General features: G+C 39.3%; 15 protein-coding genes. 10 read left to right on the forward strand and 5 right to left on the reverse strand.

From position 1 onward, the window contains the following. Positions 1 to 9 precede the first annotated feature (9 nt). Positions 10 to 312 carry an isoamylase early set domain-containing protein gene (locus tag BM380_RS04210; protein WP_013463235.1) on the reverse strand — a complete coding sequence of 101 codons (303 nt, stop codon included), beginning with the start codon at positions 310 to 312 and terminating at the stop codon, positions 10 to 12. Positions 313 to 696: 384 nt separating this feature from the next. On the opposite strand from BM380_RS04210, the gene BM380_RS04215 reads away from it, so the two are divergent. Beyond that, positions 697 to 1,620, forward strand: coding sequence for a hypothetical protein (locus BM380_RS04215; protein ID WP_090493119.1), 924 nt, complete (start codon positions 697 to 699; stop codon positions 1,618 to 1,620). Between the two features lies 1 nt (position 1,621). On the opposite strand, the gene BM380_RS04220 is transcribed toward BM380_RS04215, so the two are convergent. From BM380_RS04220 to BM380_RS04230, 3 genes are all read right to left on the reverse strand, one after another. Beyond that, positions 1,622 to 2,647 carry a GGDEF domain-containing protein gene (locus BM380_RS04220; RefSeq protein ID WP_090493121.1) on the reverse strand — a complete coding sequence of 342 codons (1,026 nt, stop codon included), beginning with the start codon at positions 2,645 to 2,647 and terminating at the stop codon, positions 1,622 to 1,624. A 149-nt stretch (positions 2,648 to 2,796) separates the two neighbouring features. Continuing rightward, entirely contained in the window at positions 2,797 to 3,171 is a 375-nt protein-coding gene (locus BM380_RS04225; RefSeq protein WP_090493123.1) for a hypothetical protein, read from the reverse strand. A 256-nt stretch (positions 3,172 to 3,427) separates the two neighbouring features. Continuing rightward, complete coding sequence (locus tag BM380_RS04230; protein ID WP_013463231.1) at positions 3,428 to 3,856, reverse strand: Lrp/AsnC family transcriptional regulator; 429 nt, start codon at positions 3,854 to 3,856, stop codon at positions 3,428 to 3,430. A 191-nt stretch (positions 3,857 to 4,047) separates the two neighbouring features. Here BM380_RS04230 and BM380_RS04235 point away from each other — a divergent pair, with 191 nt between their 5' ends. From BM380_RS04235 to BM380_RS04250, 4 genes are all read left to right on the forward strand, one after another. After that, positions 4,048 to 5,253 carry an aspartate aminotransferase family protein gene (locus tag BM380_RS04235; protein ID WP_033104201.1) on the forward strand — a complete coding sequence of 402 codons (1,206 nt, stop codon included), beginning with the start codon at positions 4,048 to 4,050 and terminating at the stop codon, positions 5,251 to 5,253. Positions 5,254 to 5,334: 81 nt separating this feature from the next. After that, positions 5,335 to 6,369 (forward strand): arginine N-succinyltransferase, encoded by a 1,035-nt coding sequence (gene astA / locus BM380_RS04240; protein WP_090493125.1) that lies wholly within the window; start codon positions 5,335 to 5,337, stop codon positions 6,367 to 6,369. 8 nt (positions 6,370 to 6,377) lie between these two features. Continuing rightward, positions 6,378 to 7,844: a succinylglutamate-semialdehyde dehydrogenase gene (gene astD / locus BM380_RS04245; RefSeq protein WP_064663027.1), complete on the forward strand. Its 1,467-nt coding sequence runs from the start codon at positions 6,378 to 6,380 to the stop codon at positions 7,842 to 7,844. Positions 7,845 to 7,871: 27 nt separating this feature from the next. Next, positions 7,872 to 8,675, forward strand: coding sequence for a DUF1338 domain-containing protein (locus BM380_RS04250; RefSeq protein ID WP_090493127.1), 804 nt, complete (start codon positions 7,872 to 7,874; stop codon positions 8,673 to 8,675). A gap of 215 nt (positions 8,676 to 8,890) precedes the next feature. Here the strand turns inward: BM380_RS04250 and BM380_RS04255 are convergent, their stop codons facing one another. Further along, positions 8,891 to 10,171 carry a flavohemoglobin expression-modulating QEGLA motif protein gene (locus BM380_RS04255; RefSeq protein WP_064663025.1) on the reverse strand — a complete coding sequence of 427 codons (1,281 nt, stop codon included), beginning with the start codon at positions 10,169 to 10,171 and terminating at the stop codon, positions 8,891 to 8,893. A gap of 146 nt (positions 10,172 to 10,317) precedes the next feature. On the opposite strand from BM380_RS04255, the gene BM380_RS04260 reads away from it, so the two are divergent. From BM380_RS04260 to betA, 5 genes are all read left to right on the forward strand, one after another. Continuing rightward, a complete protein-coding gene (locus BM380_RS04260) occupies positions 10,318 to 10,575 on the forward strand; it encodes a DUF3081 domain-containing protein (protein ID WP_090493129.1) in 258 nt (85 codons plus the stop codon). Further along, the gene (locus BM380_RS04265; protein ID WP_175527445.1) at positions 10,575 to 10,877 is read left to right on the forward strand and encodes a hypothetical protein; all 303 of its coding nucleotides are present in this window, start codon (positions 10,575 to 10,577) and stop codon (positions 10,875 to 10,877) included. The genes BM380_RS04260 and BM380_RS04265 overlap by 1 nt, the downstream gene beginning before the upstream one ends. 438 nt (positions 10,878 to 11,315) lie before the next feature. Continuing rightward, positions 11,316 to 11,891, forward strand: a complete 576-nt coding sequence (gene betI, locus BM380_RS04270; protein WP_008111458.1) for a transcriptional regulator BetI — start codon at positions 11,316 to 11,318, stop codon at positions 11,889 to 11,891. A gap of 1 nt (position 11,892) precedes the next feature. Continuing rightward, entirely contained in the window at positions 11,893 to 13,356 is a 1,464-nt protein-coding gene (betB, locus tag BM380_RS04275) for a betaine-aldehyde dehydrogenase (RefSeq protein WP_090493571.1), read from the forward strand. Positions 13,357 to 13,365: 9 nt separating this feature from the next. Beyond that, positions 13,366 to 15,033, forward strand: a complete 1,668-nt coding sequence (gene betA / locus BM380_RS04280; protein ID WP_090493131.1) for a choline dehydrogenase — start codon at positions 13,366 to 13,368, stop codon at positions 15,031 to 15,033. The last annotated feature ends 55 nt before the right edge of the window (positions 15,034 to 15,088 follow it).

A 15,088-nucleotide genomic window follows, 5' to 3' on the forward strand; every position in this document is an offset into this window, starting at 1 on the left:
TCAGCGACCTTAATTAATGCGTTGTGTATTTACTATACTATTTTCTGTACCAAAATTATTAGCAATATACCCATCAGCCTGATGATCGTTATCCCACTGTTTACCATTTATTAAATAGCGAAAATGAAACTCTTTATCAACGGGAAGACGTTGCTTGCATTTAAATACGCCAAGCTTTTTGTTGTGCTTCATTGGCACCGGCTGCCAATCATTAAATTCTCCAAGTAAACAGACATCATCTGCATCTGGGTGAGAAAATTCAAAGGTTACTTCTGCTTCATTTTTTGTTTTAAAAAAGCGTTTATTCAACATAATAGGCTCCAACTAAACCATAAGGGTTATTCATCTTTGCCACAGGCCAAACAGCTTAAAAAGGCGATGTGGAATCCATTCATTCACATAAAAACAGCTTTAAAGTTAATCAAAACTTTATTTACGCATTATTACAGTGCGTTATTTATTTTACCGCACTGGTTTGGTGCAATTTTAACCATTAAAACTGATTTTTAAGTAAGCACTGCAACTGAGCAACTTTTAAACCAACTACACCATAACAGCTAATTAATTTGCTTTTGTCCTTATACACATACTTATTAATTTTTATTACTACATTAAAACTATAAAAACCTTTAGCTTAACAACATCATCAGCGATAATAACTATCTACTCAGCCAACCCGATGAACACTTAAATACAATGTTGAAAAAAAGCATCCTTATTACTTCTGTTATCGTCTTTAGCATCATTACGGCTGTTGTAGGCAGTTCAATTTATACACTATATAGTAAAAAGGTAGTCTCTGTAGACCCAAAACTAAAAGAAATTTCAGGCATTGAGTTTGATAAACATAAACGACTTTGGGCTATTAACGATAGTGGCGACGAGCCTAAGCTTTATAGGCTCAATGACGATGGTTCAATTGCAAAAGAAGTACTCGTCACGAATGCAAAAAATATAGACTGGGAAGATATGACGCAAAATAAGTTTGGTCATTTCTTTTTAGGCGACTTTGGTAATAATAAAAATGATCGTAAATGGCTAACAATTTATAAAATAGAAAACCCCATAGATATAAAAACCAATACAACAGAAGCTGAAATTATAAAGTTTACCTACCCAGAATTAGATGGCAGCCCAATACAACCTGATCAACGTAATTATGACTTAGAAGCGTTTGTGGCTTTTGGTCGACATTTATACTTGTTTACTAAAAATCGCACAGAGCCATTTGATGGAATTACTAACGTTTACAAAGTAGGCGACCATGCAGCGAATTTTGATGCCCAGCTGATAGATTCATTTAAAACGTGCACCACCATGGAAAAGCTTTGCTGGATCACATCCGCAGCACTTAGCCCAGATAGAAAAAAGCTCGCATTATTAGATTCAACCAGTATTTGGCTGTTTGAAAACTTTAAAGACGATAAGTTTTTCTCTGGCGATGTATTTAAAATTGACTTAGGTATTGTAACCCAAAAAGAGGCAATCACCTTTTATGATGACAATACCATCGCCTTTTCCGATGAGGAGTTTAAAGGCATTGGCGGCAATGTTTATTTTATAAAGCTCGACCAAGTAACCAAAGTGAAAGTGCAGCGAAGCCATCCTCAGCCGCAGTAGTTTAAAATAAATCTATTTCTGAGGAATTAACTTGTACACTGATTAAGTTCTCGGCAAGTAAATCTTCATAGATACAAAATTTATTTCGGCCATTATTTTTTGCATAATAAAGCGCTTTATCTGCGCTTTCTAGCACTGCAATTGGAAAATCATAAGGACTAATACGCGCTAAACCAGCACTGATCGTCATATTTTCAACAAAAGGAAACGATGTATCTCTAATGAGCTGTATAAATTCAGCCATTTTATTACTGATTGAGTCAGCATCTGTGGGCTCAAAAACAATCACGAATTCTTCCCCACCAAAACGAAAAATTAAATCTGTTGAGCGAAAAAAGTGACGCATTTTTTGCGCTAATACCAGTAACACTTCATCTCCACAGATATGACCGTATTGATCATTTATATTTTTAAAATGATCAATATCTAAAATAGACAGCCAAGATGTTGATGCCTGCTTTTGTTGCCTTTTATCCTTATCTCGGGATGAGCCGTGCATTTTTAATACTTGTTTTTCAATTAGCTGTTTTATTTTTTTCTCAAAGGTCTGTCTATTTAACAGCCCCGTTAATTTGTCTCTTTCGTTTTCATGGAGTATCACTAAATAGTTTTCAAATATGCGGCAAAAAGCATTTAGCATCACTTGAGCCGAACTATCTAAACTTTTTGAAACCACAGAAATGGCAGCAACTGTTTTTTCTTGGCGGGTAATGGGGAGCCAACGGCGTTCAATTCCATCGGCAGACTGAACAGTAATAATACAGGCAGAACGTAAACACGATAGAAGTTCATCCTCAGGCTGTGCAACAATTTGTCGTTGTACCCACTCGAATTGCTTTTCACCCGTGACTTTTAAGCAAAGACTTTGCTCAATAGTCAGTTGGCCTTGAACTTCTATATCTTTATAAACTGAGACTTCTTTACAGCCTATAAATTCTTGGATGGTCGATATCAAACTATATTCAAGAGAATCTACGTCTCTATTTTTTGTTATTTTGATGACTGAATTCAGTAAATTTTCTTGCATTGTACTCCCTAAAGCAAACTGGGCGTTTGAGCATTGATAAAATTTAGCATAGACCACGCGGTGGAATATGCTAAATAAAAATTAAAGCATCAATACTCATCCAGTTTAGGAGCCGCATTTTTAATAGATTAAGAACTGTAAATGCTATTTTAGCTATTGGTCATGCAATTAATAAACTTTTCAGAGAGCTGTGTTATAGCCACTTTATCAGTGTACATAGGCTCTTTATTTTTTATTATAAACTCAGCACATTGTGCTTGAGATTGTTTGAATTTTTGCTTACATGAGTTTACCGATTCGCCAATTACTTCTTGGTAGATGCTTTCATCACACAAGCTATCGGCAAATTGACTCGCCCCGGTAATAATTTCATTAATGCTGACAGGAGAGGATTCTAATTTGAAGAATATATCGCTGTAAGTTTCAACCGTTATGCTCTGTGCAGGGTCAAATAAAGTCGCTTTTGCACTTAAATATGAGCCACCTATTAATAATGCCACAGCAGCCATTGTTGTGTATTTCATAACATTTCCTTGTAAAGTCTTTGCGCAGTGGTGCCAAAAACGTCCTATTTCACTCACATCTTATTAGCCAATGCTAATAAGATTAATAACTGTATTGATGGGATTTTTTAAGTACTGGAGGATTGCAACAAATGCAGGGCAATAAGCCTGTGGATTTGGTTAAAAACATTCCTTGTTCCTAATATCAAGTAGACTACAATCAAGTTAGCTTAAATGCAAATAATTAATGCTCACTTAATGTACTAAATAAATCGAATTAACGCTTAAATTTAGTCTCTAAAATAACCGATGAACGGGTACGCTCTACCCCATCTAAGTTACCAATATCATCAAGTAAGTGGCTTAACTGCTCAAGGTTCTGTGCTTCTACAATAGCAATTAAATCAAACTCTCCACTAATTGCATACAACTGAGAAATCGCATCAATTTGCTTTAATTCAATATTAGTTTTTGTTGTTAGCTTCTGTTTTACTTTTATTGAAACATGCGCAGAGACCAAGCTATTTAAAAAGTCATCTCCAAAGTCAACGCTATAACCCTTAATGATCCCACTTTGCTCTAATTTTAGCATTCGGCTTTGCACCGTTGAACGAGATAAACTCAAATGCCTTGCAAGATCAGAAATGCTAGCGCGGGCGTTCGTTTTTAATACTGAGAGTAGTTTTTCATCTTGGGGAGTTATCATAATGCTAATTAAATTCGTTAATTTGACTATTATTCTAATCATTTTTCACAAAATAGCACTGCAAATTTCATTCATAACCTTTGATAATGACATTTTTAATAAGTAAAACACATTGTATTGCTGAATCATCCTGACCTTATCGTTATTTTTTCAGCAACGTATTTTTTTATGTGAATAATTTAGGTGTAAAAATGCAAGTAACCAGAGATTTATTTAACGACGTAATGGTCCCTAATTACAACCCTTCAGCTGTTGTTCCTGTTCGCGGTGAAGGCTCACGTGTGTGGGATCAGAACAATAACGAATTTATCGATTTTGCCGGTGGTATTGCAGTTAATTGTTTAGGGCATTGCCATCCTGCATTAGTCGGTGCACTTAAAGAGCAAGGCGAAAAAATTTGGCACTTATCAAATGTAATGACCAATGAGCCAGCTCTTCGTCTAGCTAAAAAAATGGTTGATGCCACGTTTGCTGAAAAAGTTTACTTTGCAAACTCAGGGGCTGAAGCAAACGAAGCAGCATTAAAATTAGCCCGTCGCTTTGCACTAGATAAATTTGGTGCTGAAAAAACTAAAATTATTGCTTTCAATAAAGGTTTTCATGGTCGTACATTTTTCACTGTAACAGTGGGTGGCCAAGCTGCTTATTCTGACGGTTTTGGTCCAAAACCTGCTGATATTGTTCATTGTGACTACAATGATATTGCCGCTTTTGAAGCCTTAATTGGTGATGATACCTGTGCGGTAATGATGGAGCCATTACAAGGTGAAGGCGGCATTGTGCCACCAACTAATGAATTTGCACAAAAAGTACGTGAACTGTGCACTAAACACAACGCACTACTTATTTTTGATGAAGTGCAAACCGGCGTTGGCCGTACAGGTCACTTATACGCATACGAAGGGTTAGATGTTGTTCCTGATATCTTAACGACGGCTAAAGCCTTAGGTGGCGGTTTTCCAATTGGCGCTATGATCACCACCACTGAAATTGCAGCACACCTAAAAGTAGGCACGCATGGTTCTACATATGGTGGTAACCCGTTGGCTTGTGCTGTTGCAGAAGCGGCATTTGATACCGTTAATACGCCTGCTGTATTAGATGGCGTAAAAGAGCGTGAACAAATGTTCCGTGATGGCTTAAATGCAATTAATGAAAAATACCATGTATTTAGCGAAGTCCGTGGTAAAGGCTTACTAATCGGTGCGGTATTAAATGAGAAATTTGAAGGCCGCGCTCGTGACTTTTTAGTAGCAAGTGCAAATAACGGCTTAATGAACTTAGTAGCCGGTATGAACGTTATTCGTTTTACACCTTCATTAGTGATCCCATTTGAGGACATTAAAGAAGGCTTAGCTCGCTTTGAAAAAGCAGTAAGCGATGTAGTAAACGGTTAATAACTAAGTAAAACATAACTAAGTCCTGAGGCAAACACACGTTTACCTCAGGATTTTATATGTTGTTGGAGCAAGTAGTTAATGCAAGTATTACGTCCTATTACTGTCAATGATTTTGCAGCACTTAAAGAGATTGCCATTGAGTCTGGCCATGGCTTTACCTCTTTACCTGTCGATGATGGGCAACTACAAGAAAAAATTGATCGTGCGCAAAACAGTTTTACTAAAAACGTAGATAAGCCCATCGACGAAAGCTATCTATTTGTTTTAGAAGACAGTGAAACCGGCAAGGTAATTGGTACTACCGCCATAGAAGCGGCCGTCGGGTTATCTGTACCTTTGTATCATTATCATCTAGGTAAAACCGTTCACCATTCACCCACTTTAAACGTTTACAATACCGTAGATATTTTGAGTATGTGTAATGACTACACTGGCTGCTCAGAAATATGTACTTTATTTTTACGTGAAGACAGTAGAAAAGGCCTGACGGGACGTTTTTTATCACGTTCACGTTTTTTATTTATGGCGCAACACAGCGAGCGCTTTGCCGACACAGTAATTGCTGAGATGCGTGGTGTTAGCGATGAAGACGGTCACTCGCCATTTTGGCAATGGTTGCAGGAACACTTTTTTAGCATTGAATTCCCACAAGCCGACCATTTAGTGGGATTAGGCGATAAAGTGTTTATTAGCGAACTCATGCCTAAATACCCTATCTATGTGAATTTGCTGAGCAAAAAAGCACAAGCGGTGATTGGCAATGTGCATGATAAAACCAAACCAGCACTTAAACTGCTTGAAAAAGAAGGCTTTGAACACCGCGGATACGTTGATTTATTTGACGCAGGCCCCACAGTAGAAGCAAAGCTCGGTAATATTCGCAGTATTCGTGATTCACAGGTGTGCCCTATTACTATTGGCGAGCTTGAACATATCAATGAGCAAAGCTCAGACACCCTTGCTATTTGTAATCAAGGGGTTAGTGATTTCAGAGCCACATTCACCAAACATGCTCATTACAATCAGGCAAAGCACACCTTAATCATCAGCCAAGAAGTAGCTGATGCACTTCATTTAAAACAAGGAGATGCAGCGCGATTTTTCCGCCTGTAACATTATTTATGAACACACAACTAATTAATAATCAATGGCTTGTAGGCAAAGGCCCTGCGTTTGATTCTATTAACCCAAGTAATGGTGAAATTGTATGGCAAGGTAATGGCGCCAACGCAGAGCAAGTTGACAGTGCCATAAAAGCGGCAAGAGCCGCGCAAGTTCAATGGGCAGACATGCCAATTGAGCAACGTATTACTATTTTAGAAAACTTCGTAGCCCAACTAAAAGAACACAGCGAAGAGTTTGCCACTATTATTGCTCGTGAAACAGGTAAACCGCTATGGGAAACACGCACAGAAGTGGGCGCGATGACAGGCAAAGTGGCCATTGCGATACGTGCTTACAATGAACGTACTGGTACAACCGAAAACCCAATGCCTGGTGCAAAAGCCTTTATTCGCCACAAACCTCACGGTGTGGTCGCTATTTTTGGTCCGTATAATTTCCCTGGGCATTTACCAAACGGCCATATTGTACCAGCCATACTAGCCGGTAATACCGTGGTATTTAAACCATCAGAATTAACTCCTCATGTAGCGCAGTTTACGCTAGAACTATGGTTAAAAGCAGGCTTACCTGCTGGGGTTATAAACCTCGTTCAAGGTGAGTTAGAAACAGGTAAAGCGCTTGCCTCACACAAAGATATAGATGGCCTATTTTTTACTGGTAGCTCAAACACAGGGCATTTATTACATAAACAATTTGCTGGCCACCCAGGTAAAATTTTAGCGCTTGAAATGGGCGGTAATAACCCGCTAGTGGTTAAAGATGTTGCTGATGTCAGCGCCGCTGTGCACGATATTATTCAATCGGGTTTTATCACCTCTGGCCAACGCTGTACTTGTGCACGCCGTTTATTTATTGAAAAGTCGCCCAATGGCGATGCTATTTTAGAAAAGCTGATCAGCGCCACCAAAAATATCCTAGTAGACGATAGCTTTGCGGACGATCAACCTTTTATGGGTGCTATGATCAGTGAAAAAGCCGCATTAGGCATGGTTGCAGCGCAAGCTGAGCTAGTTAAACAAGGTGCTGAGATTCTTGTTGAGCTTAAACAGTTAAAATCAGGCACTGGGTTTGTAAGCCCAGGCATTATTGATGTCACTAACATTAGCGAAATTGCCGATGAAGAACACTTTGGCCCGCTTATAAAAGTATATCGTTACACTGATTTCAATAGCGCTATAACAGAAGCAAACAACACCAGCTTTGGTTTATCTGCTGGTTTACTTGCTGATAGCGAAGATGATTACAGTCACTTTTTAAAACGTATTCGTGCCGGCATTGTTAACTGGAACCGCCCTATTACAGGCGCATCAAGCGCAGCGCCATTTGGTGGTATAGGTGCCAGTGGCAACCACAGAGCCAGTGCATACTACGCTGCAGATTATTGCGCATACCCAGTGGCCTCTGTAGAGTCAGAAAAAGTTAACTTACCGCAAACCCTCGCGCCGGGCTTAATAATTGAATAACAATTTAAATAGATTTAAGGATTTACCATGCATACTGATGTAAACACATTATTTGATAACCTGTGGCAAAACTACCTAAGCGTAACGCCATCGGCTGACAAAATTCATGGCCTATTAGGCTCAACGCAAAAAGACGACATAATCAACGATCATATTGCGCTGCGTACTTTTAATATTGAAAAAGTAGGCCTTGAAAAACTAGCTGCACACTTTTTAGCCATTGGCTACAAAGAATGTGGTGAGTACCATTTTGAAGCAAAAAAACTCTACGCTAAGCACTACGAGCACAGCGATCCAACGCAACCTAAAGTGTTTATTTCTGAGTTATTAGTTGAAAAATGTTCACCTGAGCTTCAAGCAATTGTTACTGATATGGTTGCACAAATTGACGAAAGTGCGGTGACTGCCGATAACTTTTTATATTCAGGTACACATTGGCAAGTAAGCACTGATACTTACAAAAAGCTATTAGCAGAGAGCGAATATGCGGCGTGGATGTCTGCGTGGGGTTACCGTGCAAATCACTTTACTGTGAACATTAATACCTTAGCTAAGTTTGATAACATCCATGATGTAAACCAAGCTCTTAAAGATGCAGGTTTTTCACTTAATACCTCAGGAGGCGAAGTAAAAGGCTCACCAGAGGTGCTATTAGAGCAATCATCAACATTAGCTGATGAGTACGCCGTAACCTTTAGCGATGGCGATATGCGCATTCCTAGCTGTTTTTACGAGTTTGCTATTCGTTATCCAAAACCTGATGGTGAAATTTATACCGGTTTTGTCGCTGCCTCTGCAGACAAAATATTTGAAAGCACCAACGCACGATAACAAAGCGTGTTGTATTTAAAAAAGCCCACTTTTGGGCTTTTTTTGTGCATAATGAATGGTTTAAAACAATTTTATGTATTGATGAAACAATGAAAAATGAGAACAATTAATTGCTCCCTTATGGGCATGCAGGCTTATGTGTGTAAACTTAAACGCAGTTGCTTATTCCAACTGCGTTTTTTGCTAAAAAAAGTAGCCGCCCTTCCTCTTTAATATTATAAAAACAACGGCTTATAGTCGTTTTCTAGTTGTTCGAATGACAAATCGCCAATAAATCGACCAAAGCTGAGCCACGTAGCAAGGCCTCTTAAATCTTTAAAATGAGGCGGCACAAATTGCGGATTTTCAATGACACCTAAGTCATGCAATTGCGATATTAATCTAAAGTCATCAATTGATATTTTACCCACCAGCAATAATGGCAACTGATCAATTCGACCAAGCTGTATCGCCACCCTAATTAAGTTGTAAACTAAAACAAAGCCTTTTATGTAAGCAATATCTTTGGTAAAGGGTAAGCCGGTTGCGGTACTGCCTCTAAAAACGCGCTGTGCAAGAGTATAGCTGTCGTCTTTTGATAAACCTTGAGCAACGTAATCTCGGTAAATATCGATAAACTCAGCGCCATCAATTACTTTCGTCACCGCTTGAATACGGTTTACTAATTTTGATAAACGACGTGGTGTTGATTTAAGAGTAATAATTTCCGTCAGTACTGCAAGCCCCTCTTGGGTCACCGTAGAGCTTGGTGTGCCTTTACTCAAGCAAGTTAAATAAGGTTGCGCTAAGCCATTTTGAGTGGTGCCTACATGGATCCAGCCCTCGTGCACTTCTAAAATATCTAATTCGCGCTGAGAAAACTTAACATCTTGATTGAGCTTAATATTATTAGCACCTGCTGCCGCATCGCTGACAATACCATCACTTAGCATTACCTCTACGTTTATTCCCGGCATGCTGGCATTGACCTGTTCAGATAAAATCCGCACCGCGTCGCTGGCATCAATATTTTTAGGATCTTCAGGCAAAATATCCGCTGCAAGTAAATTTTTTAAAGGCTGTTCGAGCATATTAGCCAGTTCTGATAGCGATGGCTCACCGGCATGAAACAAATCTTTAGGATGACCAAATAGCTCCACTGATAAGTCATGAAACTCTGGCGTACCGCGGTATTCAAGCATGCTCAGAACCGTTTTATATTCGGTACACATTTTACCCATATATTGTGCAATTGGGTTTAATTGCCCCAACTGGTTAATGATATTGCGGTGCAGTGTTGAAAATGCTTGGCGCAACTCGCTAGGAACAAATCCTAAATCGCGCTGTTGATAATAAGCACGATCAATAAGTGGATTTTTTTGACATTTTTGTCTAAAAAATTCCTCTTTAATTTGTTTATCCCAATTTATTGCATCGAGTATTCTAATGGGTGTTTGCAATGCAATGAGTTGGTCGGATAATTCACGAGTTTTCAAAAGTAACGCTTTGTCTATCATGGTAAAAGCTCAACAAAAAGTGAACTTTGAGCATAATTTATAAATGAAAAATAACAAAGCAATATCATACTTTTTAGACTATTGTTTTTATGATGATCGACCCTCACTTCTATAGCGTATGAGTGATTAAATAAAAGGGACAAACAATGAAAAATGAAATCGACAATAAACAGATTCTAGCGGTTTACGAACGCATTCAACAACGCGGAGAAGTCACAGAAGAAGGTAAATTTTATCAAGGGATCACTGCATATTCTGATATAGATGGCTATACCGTCTATTTACAAGACAGTGGTGTTTTACTTCGCTTTGGGTTTCATAATACTTATCACCTTGATTATGAACATGACAAACACAAAGACGACTTCTTGAAAAAACTTTACAACATAGCTAACGAAGAGTAATGCGTTCAACACACCGACGAAACAGATCAACCAGTTCGCGCAATTTGCAGTTTATTAACCAAGTTATTGCGCAATTAAAAGCAGAGCCTGAAAAACTGCAACTCATCAAAAACAACCTTGCTTATTACCGTGCGCAAACGCATTTAAAGCGCGGTTTTTTACTTGCAATAGAACGCTTTGATTGGGTATTTGAAGCGACCGATAACATTGATGAAATTTGCGACCAAATTATGGCTGACGATTATATTGGCAACCGTTTAAGACGTTATCCTTTGCTCTTTAAAGGCGTTGTTGAAACCTAAACAGCGTCTTTATTTATCTCTTCACTAAGTTAACATTTCTGTAAATTAATCTCATATTTCACTTCCTAAATCTTTTTCCTTAGATCTTCCCACAAACTCGCCTTACCGCTTTTTAAAGTAACCTGCCCACAAAAAATACAATTAGTACTCTAATAGTTATCACACTAATAAATAAATCACTAAAAGTTTCGCCAATTATGTAAACAAATAATTACACCGCAAAAGGCAATCAAAGAAACACACGTAACAAATTGTTATTAAACGATATTTTATAAAAACCCAGCTTGTTGATATAACTTCATTTTAGACTTATTTTATTAATTATTTATCCACATTTCAGACACTCACCATTTGCACGAACCTTGAATTGTTAGAGCTATTACCTTAAGCTTATCTTTATTGAACGATCAATTAATAAAAATTATGCCTAAAGTTGGAATGGAACCTGTAAGGCGTCAGCAGCTAATTGACGCAACAATAGAGTCAGTTGCTCAAAAAGGGTTACAAGCAACCACAATTAATAGTATTAGCAAAAATGCGGGGATGTCTTCTGGCATAATTAGCCATTACTTTGGTGGGAAACAGGGGCTAATTGAAGCAACTGTGCGTTACTTACTGTCTAACTTGAAAGATGACTTGATCAGCAAAGTAGATGAAAAGACCACGCCAACTCAAAGGTTAATGTTTATTGTTGAATCAAACTTTGCGCTAGTACAACAACGAAAAGACACCACTCGGACGTGGTTAAGTTTTTGGGCGCAATCAATGCACGACAAGGAACTTCATCGTTTACAAAATGTAAACAGCAAACGCTTGCAAAGCAATTTAACCGTTTCATTTAAGCAATTAATGCCTTTAGCGCAAGCAAATCTCGCGGCAGAGTTAACCGCAGCAATGATCGATGGTTTATGGCTACGAGCCGTATTAAGCCAATCAGACGAAAATCAGTTTAAACACAGTGAATCACTGGCTAAAAACTACGTGCATTCACTTATCAAGCAATATGGAGCCTAACGTGACTACACCTATCTATCAAAACTTTATCAACGGTCAATTCCTTGCAAACAAAAGCGGCGAAACATTTGATGTAGTAAATCCTGCAACCGGCCAAGTAATTTATGCCGTTGAAGTTGCCGATGAATACGTTCAAAACGCAGCAATTGAAAGTGCAAAACAAGGCTTTAAAGTTTGGTCAGCCATGACCCCTATTGAGCGCAGCCGTATTTTATTAAACGCCGTTGCTATTTTACGCAAGCGTAATGATGAGCTTGCACTAGTTGAAGTGCTCGATACCGGTAAACCAATGCAAGAAGCTAACTGCGTAGATGTTGAAACAGGCGCAGATGTAATTGAATATTTTGCAGGCCTTGCCCCTGCGCAAGTTGGTCAACAACAAATGGTTGGCGATGACTTTTACTACACACGCAAAGAGCCTTTAGGTATTTGTGCTGGTATTGGTGCATGGAACTACCCATTACAAATTGCATGTTGGAAGTCTGGTCCTGCCCTTGCAGCGGGTAATGCATTTATTTTTAAACCTTCAGAAGAAACCCCGCTTGGCGCAATTAAATTAGCAGAGGTGTTTATTGAAGCAGGTGTACCCGCTGGCGTATTCAATGTAGTTCAAGGCGCGAGTGAAGTAGGCCAATGGCTTACTGCACACCAAGATATTGAAAAAGTATCGTTTACTGGTGAAGTAGGTACCGGTAAGAAAGTCGTCGCCAGTGCTGCAGGTACATTAAAAGATGTGACTATGGAACTAGGTGGTAAATCGCCGTTACTTGTCTTTGACGATGCCAATATAGAGCAAGCAGTAAGCGCGGCAATGTTAGGGAACTTTTATACCCAAGGTGAAATTTGTACTAATTGCACTCGTATCTATGTTCACAAAAATGTGTACCAGCAGTTTATTGATGAGCTTAAAACACGCACCGAAAACAATATTATTGCCGGCGATCCACAAGATTTAAACACTAACTTTGGCGCGCTTATTTCTAAAAAGCATCAAGATTTAGTGCTGAGCTACATCAACAAAGGCCTTGAAGAAGGGGCAACGCTATTAACAGGTGGCTCAACGCTTTCACCAGCATCTGCGCCAAATGGTTATTTTGTAGCGCCAACCGTATTTGTTGATTGCAACGATGAAATGACCATCGTTAAAGAAGAAATTTTTGGCCCAGTAATGAGCGTTTTAGTATTTGATGATGAAGATGATGTAATTGCACGTGCTAACGGCACTCACTTAGGTTTAGCTGCTGGCGTATTCACTAGCAACATTAAACGTGCTCATCGCGTTATTCATCAGCTACAAGCGGGGATTTGTTGGATCAATGCTTACGGTAACTCGCCGGCAGAAATGCCTGTAGGTGGCTATAAGCAATCAGGTATCGGCCGCGAAAACGGCATACAAACACTTGATCATTATACGCAAACTAAGTCTGTTTATGTTGGTATGGCTGACATAGAAAGCCCATTTTAAGGAATCATTATGAACCACTCTTTTGATTATATTATTGTAGGCGCGGGCTCAGCAGGTTGTGTGTTAGCAAATCGTTTGTCTGAAGATTCAAGTAACAAGGTATTGTTACTTGAAACCGGCGGCAGCGATAAAAGCATCTTTATTAAAATGCCCACTGCTCTGTCGATTCCAATGAACACCGATAAGTATGCGTGGCAATTTCATACGCAACCAGAAAAGTACTTAGATAACCGTGAAATGCACTGCCCACGCGGTAAAGTGCTTGGCGGCTCATCATCTATTAATGGCATGGTGTATGTACGTGGTCATGCGAAAGATTTTGATGAATGGCAGCAACATGGCGCTAATGGCTGGGATTTTCAAGCCTGTTTACCGTATTTTAAAAAAGCAGAAAGTTTTTACCTAGGTGAAAACAGCCATCGTGGTGGAAAAGGCCCCCTTGGTGTTAATAACGGTAATAACATGGAAAACCCTTTGTATAGCGCCTTTATTGATGCTGGTGCTCAAGCGGGTTATGCCACTACAGCTGATTATAATAGTGCTCAACAAGAAGGCTTTGGCCCTATGCACATGACCGTTAAAAACGGTGTGCGCAGCTCAGCCTCTCGTGAATATTTAGATCCGATTAAGCATCGCAGTAATCTAACAATTGTAACCGGTGCACTTGCTCAGCGCGTTATTTTAGACGGCAAAAAAGCAACCGGTGTTGAATACAAGCTCAATGGCACAGTTAAAACAGCCACAGCAAGTAAAGAGGTTATTTTAAGTGCGGGCTCTATCGGTTCTCCTCACCTGTTACAACTGTCCGGTATTGGTGATACACAAATACTTGAAAAAGCAGGTGTTGAAGTAAAACATCACCTACCAGGTGTTGGTCAAAACTTGCAAGACCATTTAGAGTTTTACTTTCAATATAAGTGTAAACAACCCATTACCTTAAACGGTAAATTAGGCTTGTTTTCTAAAGGTTTAATTGGTGCAAAATGGCTGCTTACCCGAAAAGGTTTAGGCTCAACTAATCACTTTGAATCGTGTGCCTTTATTCGCTCAAAACCGGGTGTAGAGTGGCCTGATATTCAGTATCACTTTTTACCGGCAGCGATGCGTTATGATGGACGCAGTGCTTTTGCAGGGCATGGTTTTCAAGTGCATGTAGGTCATAACAAACCTAAAAGTCGTGGCAGTGTCACTATTGCCTCAGCTGATCCGACGCAGCCGCCAAAGATTGTGTTTAATTATCTTGAGCATCAAGACGACATTGAAGGCTTTAGGGCGTGCGTACGTTTAACGCGTGAAATTATTGAACAACCTGCCTTTGACGACTTCCGTGGTGAAGAAATTCAACCAGGGCAACAAGTTCAAACGGATGAGCAAATTGATGCCTTTGTGCGCCAAGCAGTGGAAAGTGCTTACCACCCTTCTTGCTCTTGTAAAATGGGTGAAGACGACATGGCTGTAGTTAACTCAAATACCCAAGTGCATGGCATGCAAAGCTTGCGTGTAGTTGACTCGTCGATTTTTCCAACCATACCTAATGGTAATTTAAATGCGCCTACCATTATGGTGGCCGAAAAAGCCGCTGATATTATTTTAGGTAATAAGCCTTTAGCTCATACAGGAGTTGATGTTGTGAATGCCACTGATTGGCAAACTTCACAACGAAATAAAACCCTTTAATTTAGCCTGCCATAAAGGCCACTCTTTTAAGCAAAATGCTTTAAGGAGTGCCTTT

The sequence above is a fragment of the Pseudoalteromonas sp. DSM 26666 genome, from assembly GCF_900116475.1.
In the GTDB taxonomy this organism is placed as follows: Bacteria; Pseudomonadota; Gammaproteobacteria; order Enterobacterales; family Alteromonadaceae; genus Pseudoalteromonas; species Pseudoalteromonas tetraodonis.